8 protein-coding genes are annotated in these 16,620 nt (G+C 73.6%); 7 read left to right on the forward strand and 1 reads right to left on the reverse strand.

Annotated features, from left to right (window positions below; translation table 11 throughout):
• The first annotated feature begins 128 nt into the window (after positions 1 to 128).
• The 4 genes from pruA (at position 129) to OG286_RS24975 (ending at position 8,638) form a co-directional block, all read left to right on the forward strand.
• Positions 129 to 1,760, forward strand: a complete 1,632-nt coding sequence (pruA, locus tag OG286_RS24960) for an L-glutamate gamma-semialdehyde dehydrogenase (protein WP_396322795.1) — start codon at positions 129 to 131, stop codon at positions 1,758 to 1,760.
• 320 nt (positions 1,761 to 2,080) lie between these two features.
• Positions 2,081 to 7,027, forward strand: coding sequence for an NAD-glutamate dehydrogenase (locus tag OG286_RS24965; RefSeq protein WP_396322769.1), 4,947 nt, complete (start codon positions 2,081 to 2,083; stop codon positions 7,025 to 7,027).
• A gap of 96 nt (positions 7,028 to 7,123) precedes the next feature.
• Positions 7,124 to 7,678: a hypothetical protein gene (locus OG286_RS24970; protein ID WP_405360008.1), complete on the forward strand. Its 555-nt coding sequence runs from the start codon at positions 7,124 to 7,126 to the stop codon at positions 7,676 to 7,678.
• Positions 7,679 to 7,819: 141 nt separating this feature from the next.
• On the forward strand, positions 7,820 to 8,638 hold the full coding sequence (locus tag OG286_RS24975; RefSeq protein WP_396322767.1) for a hypothetical protein: 819 nt from the start codon (positions 7,820 to 7,822) through the stop codon (positions 8,636 to 8,638).
• A gap of 94 nt (positions 8,639 to 8,732) precedes the next feature.
• On the opposite strand, the gene OG286_RS24980 is transcribed toward OG286_RS24975, so the two are convergent.
• Positions 8,733 to 11,564, reverse strand: a complete 2,832-nt coding sequence (locus OG286_RS24980) for an FtsK/SpoIIIE domain-containing protein (RefSeq protein ID WP_396322766.1) — start codon at positions 11,562 to 11,564, stop codon at positions 8,733 to 8,735.
• Positions 11,565 to 11,990: 426 nt separating this feature from the next.
• Between OG286_RS24980 and OG286_RS24985 the strand changes: the two genes are divergently transcribed.
• The 3 genes from OG286_RS24985 (at position 11,991) to prfB (ending at position 16,536) form a co-directional block, all read left to right on the forward strand.
• Positions 11,991 to 13,874 carry a serine/threonine-protein kinase gene (locus OG286_RS24985; protein WP_405360005.1) on the forward strand — a complete coding sequence of 628 codons (1,884 nt, stop codon included), beginning with the start codon at positions 11,991 to 11,993 and terminating at the stop codon, positions 13,872 to 13,874.
• Between the two features lie 210 nt (positions 13,875 to 14,084).
• Complete coding sequence (locus OG286_RS24990; RefSeq protein WP_396322764.1) at positions 14,085 to 15,341, forward strand: serine/threonine-protein kinase; 1,257 nt, start codon at positions 14,085 to 14,087, stop codon at positions 15,339 to 15,341.
• Positions 15,342 to 15,420: 79 nt separating this feature from the next.
• On the forward strand, positions 15,421 to 16,536 hold the full coding sequence (gene prfB, locus OG286_RS24995; protein ID WP_396322763.1) for a peptide chain release factor 2: 1,116 nt from the start codon (positions 15,421 to 15,423) through the stop codon (positions 16,534 to 16,536).
• Positions 16,537 to 16,620: the final 84 nt, after the last annotated feature.

Genomic DNA, 16,620 nt, shown 5'->3' on the forward strand with positions numbered 1-16,620 from the left:
GGGCGTGGCGTGAACCACGTCCGCCCGTGGCGTGTCTGAGCGGGCGAACCGGCCCGCCGCTGGTCAGTCTGGATTGACGCCGGGCCGCTGTGGGCCGGGCCACCAGGACGAGCGGAGCCGCCATGCCCATCGACGCAGTCACCCAGGTCCCGGTCCCGGGGAACGAGCCGGTGCACGGCTACGCGCCCGGCAGCCCGGAGCGGGCCCGGCTGGTGCGCCGGCTGGACGAGCTGGCCGCCGAGCAGATCCCGCTGCCGATGACGATCGGCGGCGAGCAGCGGTTCGGCGGCGGTGAGCGGATCGACGTCGTCCAGCCGCACCACCACGCGGCCAAGCTCGGCGTGCTCGGCAACGCCACCCGGGAGGACGCCCGGGCGGCGGTGGACGCGGCACTGGCGGCCGGGCGGGAGTGGCGCTCGCTCTCCTTCGACGACCGCGCGGCGGTCTTCCTGCGCGCCGCCGACCTGCTGGCCGGGCCCTGGCGGGAGACGCTCAACGCGGCGACCATGCTGGGCCAGTCCAAGACGGTGCAGCAGGCCGAGATCGACTCCGCCTGCGAGCTGATCGACTTCTGGCGGTTCAACGTGGACTTCGCCCGCCGGATCCTGGCCGAGCAGCCGGTCTCCTCGCCGGGGGTGTGGAACCGCACCGACCACCGCCCGCTGGAAGGTTTCGTCTACGCGATCACCCCGTTCAACTTCACCGCGATCGCCGGCAACCTGCCGACCGCACCCGCGCTGATGGGCAACACCGTGGTCTGGAAGCCGGCGCCGACCCAGACACTGGCCGCCCACCACCTGATGCGGCTGCTGGAGGCGGCCGGCCTGCCGCCCGGGGTGATCAACCTGGTGACCGGCGACGGGCAGCAGCTCTCCGCGGTGGCGTTGGCCGACCCGGCCCTGGCCGGGCTGCACTTCACCGGCTCCACCGCCACCTTCCAGTCGCTCTGGCAGACCATCGGCGCCAACATCGGCGGCTACCGGACGTATCCGCGGATCGTCGGCGAGACCGGCGGCAAGGACTTCCTGCTCGCCCACCGCTCGGCCGACCCGGAGATCCTGAAGACCGCCCTGATCCGCGGCGCCTTCGAGTACCAGGGCCAGAAGTGCTCGGCGCTCTCCCGCGCGTACCTGCCGCGCAGCCTCTGGCAGAAGATCAAGGACGACTTCCTGGCCGAGGTGGACGCACTGGCCGTCGGCGACGTCACCGACCTCTCCAACTTCATGGGCGCGCTGATCGATCGCCGGGCCTTCGAGAAGAACCGCGACGCGATCGAGCGGGCCAAGAGCGACCCGACGGTGGAGCTGGCGGCCGGCGGCCAGTACGACGACGCGATCGGCTGGTTCGTCCGCCCGACCGTGCTGGTCTCCTCCGACCACCGCAACGAGATGTTCCGGACCGAGTACTTCGGCCCGATCCTGGCCGTCCACGTCTACGAGGACGCCCGCTGGGACGACGTGCTCGGGCGGGTCGACTCCGGCGCGCCGTACGGCCTGACCGGGGCGGTGATCGCCCAGGACCGCTACGCCATCGCCCGCGCGGTGGAGGAGCTGCGGTTCGCGGCGGGCAACTTCTACATCAACGACAAGCCGACCGGCGCGGTGGTCGGCCAGCAGCCGTTCGGCGGCGGCCGGGCGTCCGGCACCAACGACAAGGCGGGCGCCGCGCAGAACCTGCTGCGCTGGACGTCGGCCCGGTCGATCAAGGAGACCTTCGTCCCGCCGACCGCGTACGGCTACCCGCACATGGGCTCAGCGTGAACGCCGTACGGCCGTGGGTGAACGCATTCCAGCTGATGGCGAACATGACGGGCCGGATTGGACATGGTGTCCAGGACGGAGGGATCTTCCTGCAGGATTGTGCCTCCCTGTCCCCTGACACCTTCAAATCCTCCCGTTAGGCTGGCTGGCGTCGTCGGGTGCTGCAGGCCGAACGTCTCGTCCTACCCGCTGCAGAGGTGTTTCATGCGTGCCATGGAAGCCTTTCAGTCGGTCGGTGCGGCAGGATTGCGGTGGACCCGGCGGTGCACATCCACACACCACCGAGTCACGCAACGGCGCGCGACAGGAGCCAAGAAGTCATGCAGACCAAGCTGGACGCAGCCAAGGCCGAACTGCTCACGAAGGCAGCAGCAGCCGCTGAGAACAGCCAGGTGGGGGGAGCGGCGCCGGGGGAGGGCCTGAGCAACGGCGCTCTGTCCGCGTACCTGCACCACTACTACCTGCACACCGCGGCCGAGGACCTGGTCTACCGCGACCCGGTCGACGTGTACGGCGCGGCCGCCTCGCACTACCGGCTCGGGCTCAAGCGCCCGCAGGGCACCGCCGAGGTGCGGGTGCACACCCCCTCGGTGGAGGAGAACGGCTGGTCCTGCGGCCACACCGTGGTCGAGGTCGTCACCGACGACATGCCGTTCCTGGTCGACTCGGTCACCAACGAGCTGTCCCGCCAGGACCGCGCGATCCACATCGTGATCCACCCCCAGCTGGTCGTCCGCCGTGACATCACCGGCAAGCTGCTGGAGATCCTGGACATCGACGCCTGCGCCCGCAGCCAGGCCGCCGGTGCCGAGTGGCCCGCCGACGCCGTGGTCGAGTCGTGGATGCACATCGAGATCGACCGCGAGACCGACCGCGAGGACCTCCGCGCGATCGAGACCGACCTGCGCCGCGTGCTCGGCGACGTCCGCGAGGTCGTCGAGGACTGGTCGAAGATGCGCGACTCCGCGCTCCGGCTCGCCGACGAGCTCGCCGAGGAGCCCCCGGCCCACCTGCCCGAGCAGGAGGTCGGCGAGGCCTGGGAGCTGATGCGCTGGCTCGCCGACGACCACTTCACCTTCCTCGGCTACCGCGAGTACGACCTGGTCGAGCACGAGGGCGAGGAGGTCCTGAAGGCCGTCGCCGGCACCGGCCTCGGCATCCTGCGCTCCGACCCGATCAGCCACGACGACGACCACCACCCGGTGAGCGAGGCCTTCGGCCGGCTCTCCGCGCCGGTCCGCGCCAAGGCGCACGAGAAGAAGCTGCTCGTCCTCACCAAGGCCAACAGCCGCGCCACCGTGCACCGCCCCGCCTACCTCGACTACGTCGGCGTGAAGAAGTTCGACGCCAACGGCGAGGTCATCGGCGAGCGCCGCTTCCTCGGCCTCTTCTCGGCCGCCGCCTACACCGAGTCGGTCAGCCGCATCCCGGTCGTCCGCCGCAAGGTCCAGGACGTCATCGCCAGCTCCGGCTTCTCCACCGAGAGCCACGACGGCCGCGACCTGCTGCAGATCCTGGAGACCTTCCCCCGGGACGAGATCTTCCAGACCCCGGCCGCCGAGCTGCTCCAGATCGCCACCAGCGTGCTCTACCTGCAGGAGCGCCGCCGGCTGCGGCTGTTCCTGCGCCAGGACGAGTACGGGCGCTACTTCTCCGCGCTGGTCTACCTGCCGCGCGACCGCTACACCACCCGCATCAGGCTGCGCCTGATGGACATCCTGATGCAGGAGCTCAACGGCGCCTCGATCGACTACACGGTCTGGTCGACGGAGTCCGTGCTGACCCGTCTGCACTTCGTCGTCCGGGTCACCCCCGGCAGCGAGCTGCCGCACCTGACCGACGCCGAGATCGAGCGGATCGAGGGCAAGCTCGCCGAGGCCGCCCGGTTCTGGATGGACGGCTTCAACGACCAGCTGCACCTGGAGCTGGGCGAGGAGCGGGCCGCCGAGCTGTCCCGCAGGTACGCCAACGCCTTCCCGGACGGCTACCGCGCCGACTTCACCGCGCGCACCGCCGTGGCCGACCTCAAGCAGATCGAGTCGCTGCACGGCGAGGGCGACTTCCGCCTCAACCTGTACCAGCCGGTCGGCGCGGGCGACGACGAGCGCCGCTTCAAGATCTACCGGGTCGGCGGCCCGATCTCGCTCACCGAGGTCCTGCCGGTCCTGCAGCGCCTGGGCGTCGAGGTGCTCGACGAGCACCCGTACGCGCTGACCCGCTCGGACCACACCACCGCCTGGGTGTACGACTTCGGCCTGCGGCTGCGCGAGGCCGTCGAGCTGACCGACGAGGCGCGCGACCGCTTCCAGGAGACGTTCGCCGCCACCTGGACCGGCCGGGCCGAGAACGACGGCTTCAACGAGCTGGTGCTGACCGCCGGGCTGACCTGGCGCCAGACGATGATGCTCCGCGCGTACGCCAAGTACCTGCGCCAGGCGGGCTCCACGTTCTCCCAGGACTACATGGAGGACGCGCTCCGCAACAACACCCACACCACCCGCCTGCTGGTCAACCTCTTCGAGGCCCGGCTGAGCCCCAGCCACCAGCAGGGCTCCGCCGAGCTGACCGAGGGCATCGTGGAGGAGCTCTCCGGCGCGCTGGACGAGGTCGTCTCGCTGGACGAGGACCGCATCCTGCGCTCCTTCCTGCACCTCATCAAGGCCACCCTGCGGACCAACTTCTTCCAGCACGACGGCACCGGCGAGTGGCACTCCTACGTGTCGATGAAGTTCGACCCGAAGGCCATCCCGGACCTTCCGGCCCCGCGCCCGGCGTTCGAGATCTGGGTGTACTCGCCGCAGGTCGAAGGCGTGCACCTGCGCTTCGGCAAGGTCGCCCGCGGTGGTCTGCGCTGGTCCGACCGGCGTGAGGACTTCCGGACCGAGATCCTCGGCCTGGTCAAGGCGCAGATGGTGAAGAACACCGTCATCGTGCCGGTCGGTGCCAAGGGCGGCTTCGTCGCCAAGCAGCTGCCGGACCCGTCGGTGGACCGGGACGCCTGGCTGGCCGAGGGCATCTCGTCCTACAAGACGTTCATCTCGGCGCTGCTCGACATCACCGACAACCTGGTCGGCGGCGCGGTCGTGCACCCGGCCGACGTGGTCCGCCACGACGAGGACGACACCTACCTGGTCGTCGCCGCCGACAAGGGCACCGCGACCTTCTCCGACATCGCCAACGGTGTCGCCGAGTCGTACGGCTTCTGGCTGGGCGACGCGTTCGCCTCCGGCGGCTCGGCCGGCTACGACCACAAGGGCATGGGCATCACCGCCCGCGGCGCCTGGGAGTCGGTCAAGCGCAACTTCCGCGAGCTGGGCCACGACACCCAGACCCAGGACTTCACCGTCGTCGGCATCGGCGACATGTCCGGTGACGTCTTCGGCAACGGCATGCTGCTCAGCGAGCACATCCGCCTGGTCGCCGCCTTCGACCACCGGCACATCTTCCTCGACCCCAACCCGGACGCGGCCGCCTCGTACGCCGAGCGCCGCCGCCTCTTCGAGCAGCCCCGCAGCTCCTGGGACGACTACGACAAGTCGCTGATCTCGGCGGGCGGCGGCGTCTTCCCGCGCAGCGCCAAGTCGATCCAGCTCAGCCCGCAGGTCCGGGCCGCGCTCGGCATCGAGGAGTCCCGGCTCACCCCGGCCGAGCTGATGAAGGCCGTCCTTCAGGCGCCCGTCGACCTGTTCTGGAACGGCGGCATCGGCACCTACATCAAGGCCTCGGCCGAGACCAACGCCGAGGTCGGCGACAAGGCCAACGACGCCATCCGGGTCAACGGCGAGCAGGTCCGGGCCCGGGTCATCGGCGAGGGCGGCAACCTCGGCTGCACCCAGCTCGGCCGCATCGAGTACGCGGCCACCGGCGGTCCCGAGGGCACCGGCGGCTGGATCAACACCGACGCCATCGACAACTCGGCCGGCGTGGACACCTCGGACCACGAGGTCAACATCAAGATCCTGCTCAACCAGGTCGTCGCCGACGGCGACATGACGGTCAAGCAGCGCAACGCCCTGCTGGCCGAGATGACCGACGAGGTCGGCCACCTGGTGCTGCGCAACAACTACGCGCAGAACGTGGTGCTGGCCAACGCGGTCGCCCAGGCCGTCAGCATGGTCAACGTCCACTCCCGGATGATCAACCGCCTGGAGCGCGACGGCCGGCTCGACCGGGCGCTGGAGTTCCTGCCCACCGAGCGGCAGATCCGCGAGCGCCAGCAGAACGGCCGCGGCCTCTCCCAGCCCGAGCTGTCGGTGCTGCTCGCCTACACCAAGATCACGCTGGCCGACGAGCTGCTCGCCACCGAGCTGCCCGACGACCCGTTCTTCCGCGCCGCGCTGCACGAGTACTTCCCGAGCGCGCTGCGGGCCAAGTTCGCCGACGCGATCGACAACCACGCGCTGCGCCGCGAGATCATCACCACGCTGATCGTCAACGACACGATCAACCGCGGTGGCTGCACCTTCGCCTTCCGGCTGAAGGAGGAGACCGGCGCCACGTACGAGGAGATCGCCCGGACGCACACCGCCGCGCGGGCCGTCTTCGGCCTGGAGGAGATCTGGTCCGAGATCGAGGCCCTGGACAACCAGGTCCCCGCCCGCGCCCAGACCAAGATGCGGCTGCACTCGCGCCGGCTCGTCGAGCGTGCCACCCGGTGGATGCTCAACAACCGCCGCCAGCCGCTCGACATCGCCGCCACCATCGAGTTCTTCCACGACCGGGTCAACCAGGTCTGGGGCTCGCTGCCCAAGCCGCTGCGCGGTGAGGACCTGGCCTGGTTCGAGTCGGTCTACGACGAGCTGGCCGCCGCCGGTGTCCCGGAGGCCCTGGCCAACCGGATCGCGGGTCTCTCCTCGACCTTCCCGACCCTGGACATCACCGAGGTCGCGGACCGGTCCGGCAAGGACGTCGCCGAGGTCGCCGAGCTGTACTACGACCTCGCCGACCGCCTCCAGATCACCCACCTGCTCGACCGCATCATCGAGCTGCCGCGCATCGACCGCTGGTCGTCGATGGCCCGCGCCGCCATCCGCGAGGACCTCTTCGCGGCCCACGCGGCCCTGACCGCCGACATCCTGGCCTGCGGCCCCGAGGGCGCCACGCCCGAGGAGCGGTACACCGCGTGGGCGGACCTCAACGCCACCCTGCTGAACCGCGCCAAGAGCACGCTCGATGACATAAGGGGTTCGGACAACTACGAGCTGTCCAGCCTGTCGGTGGCCATGCGCGTCATCCGCACCCTGCTCCGCACGGGGTCGATGCGCTGACGGCCCGGGCAGCCTGAGTTCCGGTCAGATGGGGCGGGACCGCGTCACCCGACGCGGTCCCGCCCTATTCTGTTGCTCCGCCTGAAGGGGGAGCCCGTGGACGACCTGGACATCGAGTACGACCTGGAGTGGGAGCAGCTGCCGGAGCCGGCGGCCGCCGCCCGCGCACGCTTCGAGACCTGCGTGGAACGGCTCCCCGAATGCCCGCACACCCCGGGCTGCCGGGCGGAGTACGAAGCGCTCGTGCCCGACTACCGGATGACCCTCGACCACCACCAGATGGGCGTCTGCCGTGAGGGCATGCGTCGCACCCGGATGAGCTACGAGGCCGACGAACCGGACTTCCCCGACTGGCCGTTCGCCGGCATGGCCGACTGGTACGCCGCACCCCAGGGCGTCCGGGACGCCCACAACGCCGCGGACCGCGCCGCCCAGGCCCACCGCGTCTCCGGCATGGCGGGGATACCCGAGTTCAAGATGACGGAGAGCGGCCCCTGGCTGGTCGGCCCCGAGGAGATCACCGAAGCCCTGGCTCGCTACGCCACCGCGCCCGCCGCCGTCCGCCGCGAGCTGGAGGCCGGCCCGGTCTGGCCGCTCTGGCTCGACTGGCTCCAGGAGACGGCCCGGCACGGCGGCTTCCGGGTGGACTGACCTTCCGGACGGACGGACCGTTCGGGTGGACGGACCGTTCGGGCGGTCCGACCGCTCCCTCGCAGCGCAGCCTGGTGCCGGATGCGGGTCACGGATCCGGCTTCGGTACGGTGGCCTGCGGAAACAGGGGGGATGATCATCATGGGAACGACGCGCACCGGGCGTCTGGCGGTGACCGTACTGACCGCCGCGCTCGTCGTGACCGGCGCGGCGGCCTGCGACAACAGGACCAAGACCGACGCCGCCGAAGCGGCCACCGCCGTGAGCCCGCCGCCGGAGCCGTTCGGCGCGGGCGGCTACAAGGGTCTGAAGCCCGGTATGACCAAGGAGACGGCGCTGGCCACCGGCGCCCTGGAAGCGGCCCCGGTGTCGCTGCTCAACGGCTGCACCGACTTCGTCTACAAGGGCGGCCCGGCGCCGGACCCGGTCCGGATGGCGGCCGAGGCGGACGCCCGCGCCAAGTCCGACGCGCTGACGGCCAAGCTGGACGAGATCAAGGCCAAGAAGAAGCCGACGGAGACGCTGCCGCCGGGCGCGTCGCTGAAGGAGATGCAGGAGTACTACAAGCGCCAGGCGGCCCGGCTCGACCAGGACGCCGCCGACATGAAGGAGGTCGCCCGGCTCTCCGAGGAGTCGAAGGTCCTCGGCACGGCGCGCGAGACGCGGGACAAGACCTTCCTGACCACCGGCCGGGTCGGCTTCGGCACCGAGGGCCTGCGCGAACTCGTCGCCCCGGCCGGGACGAGGACCGCCGAGGGCATCGGCGCCGGCTCGACGCTGGACGAGCTCAAGCGGGCCTACGACGGGAAGGGTCTCCAGCCCGCCAAGGAGGGGACCGGCAAGTACGAGATGCCGGCCGAGGGCCGCCAGGGCAGCGAGGGCTGGATGTACGAGTTCACCATGGACGGTGCGACGGTCGCCGGCCTCGCCCTGGTCAACCGCGGCACGTTCTGCTCCTGAGCATTCGGAAGCCGTGCGGGGGCGCGGCCGGGCGGCGGACGGCGGACGGCCCCGGCCGGTGAGATCCGGCCGGGGCCATCGGTCCGCCGTGGGGCTACCGCCCGGCGGCCCGCTGCAGGGCGCTGGCCAGCAGGGCGAGATCGGTCGGCCCGTTGCCCAGTTCGCGGACCGGGCGGCGGGCGGGCGGGGCACCGAGCTGGAGCGGGTCTATGGCGACGACGGTGGGCCGCAGGGTCGCGGTGCGCGGGATGCGGCCGCTGATCCGGGCGGTCTGGAAGGCGGTGACGCCGCCGTCGGGCAGCCGCAGGTAGCCGCGGCCCGGGGTGTCCTCGGCGAGCGCGGCCGCGTCGCCGAGGTGGATGAGCAGGTCGGAGTCGGCCGGGTCGTCGGTGCGCAGGGCGATCCGGAGCAGGGCGGCCTCGTCGACCTCGGTGCCGGCGCTCTCCTCCGGGCGGCCGGTGGCGACGGCGAGGTGCACGCCGAGCGGGCCGCCGCGGCGGGCGACCGCGGCCAGTGCCCGGGCGAGCGGGCGGCCGGCCGGGGAGGTGGGGGCGAGCAGGGCGTCGTAGTCGTCCACCACGACGACCAGCCGGGCCGGTACCGGTGCGGCGGCGGGGGCCGGCCGGGGGGAGTCGCCGCTGCGGGGCTGGACGATCCGGGGGACGGGTGCGGCGCCGGCCGCCCCGACCGCGGCGGGCACCGGGACGGCCGGGCGGTCGTCCCCCTCCAGGCCCCGTTCCCCGTCGAGGATGCGGGCCGCGTGCCAGGAGGCGAAGTCCAGCCCGTCGAAGAGCCGCTCACGCAGGGCGAGTTCGTCCTCCAGCGACTCCGCGGCGAGCAGCGCGGCCCGCGGGTCGGTGGCGGCGTTCAGATGGCCGGTGACGTGCGGCAGCTCGGTACAGCCGTCCAGGCCGTCCTCCGACGCCCGGCCCTCGATGATCGTGACGGCCAGCCGCTCGGGCCGCTCGGAGACGGCGAGCGAGGCGACCAGGGTGCGCAGCAGCTCGGTCTTGCCGGAGCCGCGCGCGCCGCCGATGAGCAGGTGCGGGCCGCCCGGGTCGGGGGAGGGGAGGGTGAGCTCGGGGTCGGCCAGGTCGAGGGTGCAGAGCTCGTCCCGGGTGGTGCCGAGCAGGGCCGTGGCGGCGCCGATGCCGCCGGCGTGTGCCGCCCAGCGGGCGGAGAGCTTGGCGGGGGTGACGGTGTCGAGCTGGAGCAGGTCGAGCAGGCGCAGCGCGTCGGGCAGCGGGCCCCGGGCGGCCGGGACGGCCTCGCGCAGCGGGGCGAGGACGCGGGCCAGCCGCTCGGCCCAGGCGTCGGAGACGGCGTCCAGCGAGACCTCGTGCAGGGTCTCGCGGCCGCGCGCGACGGGCCGGTCGAGGGAGAGCTGGGTGCCGACCTCGCCGGTGATCAGGGCGGTGGCGCCGAGCCCGCGCGGCAGCAGTTCGGGCTGCTCGGCGAGGCAGACCGGGAAGATGCCGACGGCCGGGCCCTGGCGCAGCAGCAGGTCGAGCGCCTGCCGGGCGGCCTCGGTGGCCGGGCGGCCGTCGACCACGACGACGGTGGCGGGGTGGCCGCCGAGGCCGGTCGGGCCGCTGAGCCGGGCGGTGAGCTCGGTGAGGCGGGCGGTGGCCTGGTCGTCGTCGAGCCCGATCAGCAGCCGGCAGTCCTGGCCGTCGGCGGGGCGCAGGTGCGGCAGCCAGAGTGCCCAGGCCCACGTGTCGGCGCGGTCCTGTGTCGGCCGGGCGGGGTCGGCGTCGACCACGACGAGGCTGAGGCCGGTGGGCGGGTGCAGGGCGGCGAGCTGGGCGACAACGGCGCGGGTGAGGGCGTCGAGGCGTTCGCGCGGGCCGCTGAGGCCGAGGCTGCCGGCGGTCTGGAGGTCGAGGGTGACGGGGACGGCGGGCAGCAGGGTGCCGGGGGTGGTGCCGGGGCCGCCCGGCCGGTCGGCGGTGCCGAGGCGCAGGGTGAGCGCGTCGGGGTGGCCGGGGCCGCGCTCCCAGAGCCGGGGGCCGGGGCCGAGGGCGTTGAGCAGCAGGGTGGCGGGGTCGGGCCAGCGCTCGCGCTGGGCGGCGGCCTGGCGGGTGCGGACGGCGGCGTGGTGGCGCTCGGCGCTCTCCTGGCCGGGCGGCTCCGCGGCGGCGCGGCCGAGCCGGAGCGAGAGCAGGCCGCGGGTGCGGCCGGCGGCGGGCTCGGGTGCGGCGGGCGGTTCGACCACGGGGGGCGAGGGTCGCAGCGGGGCGGGCGGGGCGAGCTGGAGGTGGCCGTGGCCGTCGGGGAGTGCCGAGCGGGTGGGCGCCCCGGATCCGTTCCGAAGCTCCGGGGCGGCGACCTGGAGGGTGGACTCGCCGATCCGCAGCAGGCCGGTGCCGTCGAGCGGGACGGCCTCCTCGGCCGGGCCGGGCGGGACGATCCGGCCGTCCAGGGTGGTGCCGTTGGTGGAGCCGAGGTCGCGGACGGTGACCCGGCCGTCCTCGCCGAGGTGGAGGGCGAGGTGGAGCCGGGAGACGTCCGGGTCGTCGAGCGGGACGTCGGCCTCGCCGGAGCGGCCGACCCGGATCTCCCGGCCGTGCAGGCGGTGCACGCCGCCGGCGTCGGGGCCGCCGACCACCCGCAGCTCGGCGGCGCCCGGGCCGTCGTCGGGGTCGTCGGCGGTCGGGTCGGGCTCGTTGAGGCTGAGCACGGCGCCGTCGAGCAGCGGGGGGTGGCCGAGCAGGGTGTGCTCGTCCACCCGGTGCGCCCCGGTGTACAGGTGCACATGGGTGGCGGCCCGTGGGCCGCGCACGCCCACGGCGCCCGCAAGGGCGCCCGCGAGGGAGCCGAGCGCGGTGCCGACGGGCGCGGTGACCAGCACGTCCACGTAGGGGATGGCGGATCCGGCGGCTGCCGGTCCGCTGCGCGGTCGGAGGACGGTCAGCCGGATCTGCATCTCGCCCGCGGTCCCTTCTGCTGGTGCTGACGCCTGGTGCCGACGCTTGCTGCCCGGGCTGTGCTGCCTGCCCGCCGGCGCCTGGCGCCCTGCGGGCCGCCGCGACGGCATTGGGCCACAAGAGTGGCAAGTGTCATCCTGCCATCCGTCACCGACAGTCCGCGCACGGTACAGGATTTGACGATCTTGCGATCATCGCCATGGTGGGGGCGACGGGGAGTCAGGTCAACCGCCGCCCGCCCGGTCCCGGCCGCCGGTCCCCGGGACCCCCCCGAGGGATGTCCCGAAGAGCCGCGCCGAACCCCTCGCCGGTCGCCTCAAAAACGTGAACGGACACCGTTAGAGTGGCCGGAACACGGGCCCGGCAGGCTCACCGCACCGGCGGAGGAGCGCCCCGCGCGGGCGGCACGGCGAGGAGTGCGACAGGTGCGGCCAGTCGGCAGCAAGTATCTGCTTGAGGAGACCCTCGGACGGGGGGCCACCGGCACCGTCTGGCGCGGACGGGTGCGCCCGGACGTCGTGGTGCCCGGCACCGAGCCCGGCCAGCCGGTCGCGATCAAGGTGCTGCGCGAGGAGCTGGCGGCCGACCCGGACGTGGTGATGCGCTTCCTGCGCGAGCGCTCGCTGCTGTTGCGGCTGACCCACCCCAACATCGTCAAGGTCCGCGACCTCGTCGTCGAGGGCGAGCTGCTGGCCCTGGTGATGGACCTGGTCGAGGGCCCCGACCTGGCCCGCTACCTGCGCGGCAACGGCCCGTTCAGCCCGATCGCCGGCGCCCTGCTGATGGCCCAGGTCGCCGACGCGCTGGCGGCCAGCCACGCCGACGGCGTCGTCCACCGCGACCTCAAGCCGGCCAACGTGCTGCTCGCCTCCACCATGGTGGACGGCACCGAGCAGATGCACCCGATGCTGACCGACTTCGGCATCGCCCGGCTCGCCGACTCCCCGGGCATCACCCGCACCCACGAGTTCGTCGGTACCCCGGCCTACGTCGCGCCGGAGTCCGCCGAGGGCCGCCCGCAGACCTCCGCGGTGGACGTGTACGGCGCCGGCATCATGCTGTACGAGCTGGTCACCGGCCGGCAGCCGTTCCAGGGCGACGGCCCGCTGGCGATCCTCCAGGCGCACCTGGCCCAGGAGCCGCAGCGCCCGTCCACCATGCCGGACCCGCTCTGGACGGTGATCGAGCGCTGCCTGCGCAAGGACCCTGCGCAGCGGCCGAGTGCCGTCTCGCTGGCCCGCGCGCTGCGCGTGGTCGCGACCGGGGTCGGGGTGCACGCCTCGCCGGTGGCGGTGGACGCGGCGCTCGCGGTCGGCGCGCTGCTGCTGCCGGACCCGCAGCCGGCCGCGGTGCCCCCCGCCGCTCCCGGCGGCGCACCCGCCGAGGACCGCACCCAGGTGCTCCCGGCCGGCCCGGCCGTCCAGTCCGGCCAGCAGTACGACCCGGCCGCCGCGACCGCGGTGATGAGCACCCAGCCGCCGCCGGCCGCCCCGTACGGCGCGGCGGACCGCACCCAGCTGATGCCGCCCACGGCCTCCCCGCCCGTCCCGCCCGGGCCGCCGCAGCCGGAGGCGCCGCACCCGTGGCAGACCCAGCTGCGCGCCGCCCGGGACCGCAACCAGCAGACCGAGATCGGCTACTTCGACCCGGAGGACTTCGACGCCCCACCGGTCGCCCCGCCGCCCTTCCAGGCCGGGCAGGGGGGCCACGCCGGCGGCCGCCCGCAGGGTCCGCAGGGCTACCCGCAGCAGGCGCCGGGCGGCTACCGGCAGGCCCCGCCGCCCGGGTACGCCCAGCGCCCGCCGGTGGCCCCGCCGCCCTACCAGGCCGGGCCGGGCGGTCAGCCGGCCCCCGGCGGCTACAACCAGCCCCCGCAGCACGGCCGCCCGCCGCAGGGCTACCAGCCCCCGCAGCCGTACCGGCAGCCGCAGGGCCGCCCGCAGCAGCCGCCGGCCGGACCGCCGCAGGGCTACCAGGCCGCGCCGCCGCAGTCCGCTCCGCCCGCCGCGCCGCGCCGGGCCGAGCCCCCGGCGCCGCAGCACCGCGAGCCCCCGCAGCGCCGGGAGGCGCCGCCGCAGCCCGCCCGCCGGGAGCCGGAGCCCCGGGAGCCGCGCCGGCGCAGCCGCAACCGGATGTACATCCCGGGCCTCGGCTGCCTCAAGGGCTGCCTGATGGTCCTGCTGGTGCTGGCCGTGGCCGCGGTGGCGCTGTGGAACTTCACGCCGCTGCCGCAGTACTGGGCCAACGTCCAGGACTGGTTCAACAGCGCGAGCGACTGGGTGAGCAGCATCCTCGACTCGAACAAGTGACGGCCCGGCCCGGCACGGACTCCAGGCGCCGGGCCTGGCAGCGACATTGACGCTTTGTCGATAATTCGCAATATTTCTCGGCCGCCAGTGCCCGACGGACCCCCTCAGGCGGCCCGCGGAGGGGGTCCGGGCGCGTAGGTTGGTCGCTGTTGTCCCGCCCCACCGAGCGCACCGGACCCCCGGCGCGCTCCCGCCGCCCACGGAGCAGCATTGGCACGCAAGATCGGCAGCCGCTACACCGTCCACCAGGTGATCGGCCGGGGCTCGGCCGGGACGGTCTGGCTCGGCGAGGGGCCGGACGGCCCGGTGGCGGTCAAGCTGCTGCGCGAGGACCTCGCCGCCGACCAGGTGCTGGTCGGCCGCTTCGTCCAGGAACGCGCCGCGCTGACCAGCCTCGACCACCCCCGGGTGGTCGGCGTGCGCGACATGGTCGTCGACGGGAGCGACCTCGCCCTGGTCATGGAGCTGGTCCAGGGCACCGACCTGCGCTCCCGGCTGGAGCGCGACGGCGCACTCGCCCCGCAGACCGCCGTCTCGGTCATCGCGGACGTCGCCGACGGCCTGGCCGCCGCGCACGCCGCCGGGATCGTCCACCGCGACGTCAAGCCCGAGAACGTCCTGCTCGACCTCGCCGCCGCCCCCGGCCCCGGCGGTGCCCCGCGCGCCAAGCTGACCGACTTCGGTGTGGCCCGCCTGGTCGACGCCCCCCGCCGGACCCGCGCCACCCGGATCATCGGCACCCCCGACTACCTCGCCCCCGAGATCATCGAGGGCCTGGAGCCGCGCGCGGCCGTCGACATCTACGCCCTCGCCACCGTGCTCTACGAGCTGCTGGCCGGCTCCACCCCGTTCGGCGGCGGCCACACCGGCGCGGTGCTGCGCCGCCACGTCACCGAGCAGGTGCCGCCGATCCCCGGCCTGCCGGACGGCCTCTGGCGGATCATCTCCGAGTGCCTGGCCAAGGCCCCGGCCTCCCGGCTGCGTGCCGCCGAGCTGGCCGCGCGGCTGCGCGAGCAGCTGCCCGCACTGGCCGGGCTCCCGGTGCTGGCCGTCCCGCAGCAGGGCCGGCCCCCCGCCGAGGAGCTGCTGACCCCCGGCGAGGCCGTCTACGCCGAGGTGGACGCCGGCCCCGGCACCCACAAGCGCCGCCGCGGCCCGGCCGTCCCGCTGGTGCCGGGCGTCGCCCCGGACTCGACCCGGGACACCCACACCAGCCTGCGCCGCCCCTCCGCCCAGGAGCTGGCCTCCTACGCGGCCGAGTCCCGGGCCCAGCGCACCGCCCCCACGGCCCACCGCCGGGACCGCCAGGCGCTGCTGCGCCGCCGCCGGGTGCTGGCCGTCCTGCTGGCCACTGTCCTGCTGCTGGCCGGTGCGGCCGCCGCCTGGACGGCGTTCGCCGCCACCGCCTCCGACGCCGGGAAGGCGCCCCGCCCGGTGGTCCACTCCGCACCGCAGCGGGCCCCGTAGGGGACGGCGGGCACCCGGTCGGGGAACCGGAGGCACCCGGTGTCGCCAGGAGCCCCCCCGGGGGCATTACCCTGGGTGCGTGGCAGCCGTCGATCCTTCCGAAGAGCTCAAGAACCTCGAAACGACCATGGGGTCGATCGAGGCCGTCCTCGACCTGGACAAGATCCGGGCCGACATCGCGCGTCTGGAGGAGGAGGCAGCCGCCCCCGACCTGTGGGACGACCTCGCGAACGCGCAGAAGGTGACCAGCCGGCTCTCCTTCCTCCAGGGCGAGCTGCGCCGGGTCGAGAGCCTGCGCAGCCGCATCGACGACCTCGCGGTCCTCTTCGAGCTCGCCGAGGCCGAGGACGACGCGGACACCCGCGTGGAGGCCGAGAACGAGCTGGGCGCCGTCAAGAAGGCGGTCGAGGAGCTGGAGGTCCGTACGCTCCTCTCCGGCGAGTACGACGCCCGCGAAGCGCTGATCAACATCCGCGCCGAGGCCGGTGGCGTGGACGCCGCCGACTTCGCCGAGCAGCTGATGCGCATGTACCTGCGCTGGGCCGAGCGGCACGGGTACCCGACCGAGGTGTACGACACCTCCTACGCGGAGGAGGCCGGCATCAAGTCCGCGACCTTCACCGTCAAGGCCCCGTACGCCTACGGCACGCTCTCGGTCGAGCAGGGCACCCACCGGCTGGTGCGTATCTCGCCCTTCGACAACCAGGGCCGCCGGCAGACCTCCTTCGCCGGTGTCGAGGTGCTCCCGGTCGTCGAGCAGTCCGACCACGTCGACATCGACGAGTCCGAGCTGCGCATCGACGTGTACCGCGCCTCCGGCCCCGGCGGCCAGGGCGTCAACACCACCGACTCGGCGGTGCGCATCACGCACATCCCGACCGGTGTCGTGGTCTCCTGCCAGAACGAGCGCTCGCAGATCCAGAACAAGGCGTCCGCGATGAACGTCCTCCAGGCCAAGCTGCTGGAGCGGCGCCGCCAGGAGGAGCGGGCCGCGATGGACGCGCTCAAGGACAGCGGCAGCTCCTGGGGCAACCAGATGCGCTCCTACGTGCTGCACCCGTACCAGATGGTCAAGGACGTCCGGACCGAGTACGAGGTCGGCAACCCGCAGGGCGTGCTGGACGGCGACATCGACGGCTTCATCGAGGCGGGCATCCGCTGGAGGAAGCAGCGGGAAGCCGCGAACCAGGCGTGAGGACACCGGCCTCGACGGTCATCGAGCACGGCGTCGAGGCCGCCGCGCGGTAGGCAGTGACACGAAGAAGGCCCCGACGGTGAT

The sequence above is a fragment of the Kitasatospora sp. NBC_00039 genome (assembly GCF_045160625.1).
Lineage (GTDB): Bacteria > Actinomycetota > Actinomycetes > Streptomycetales > Streptomycetaceae > Kitasatospora.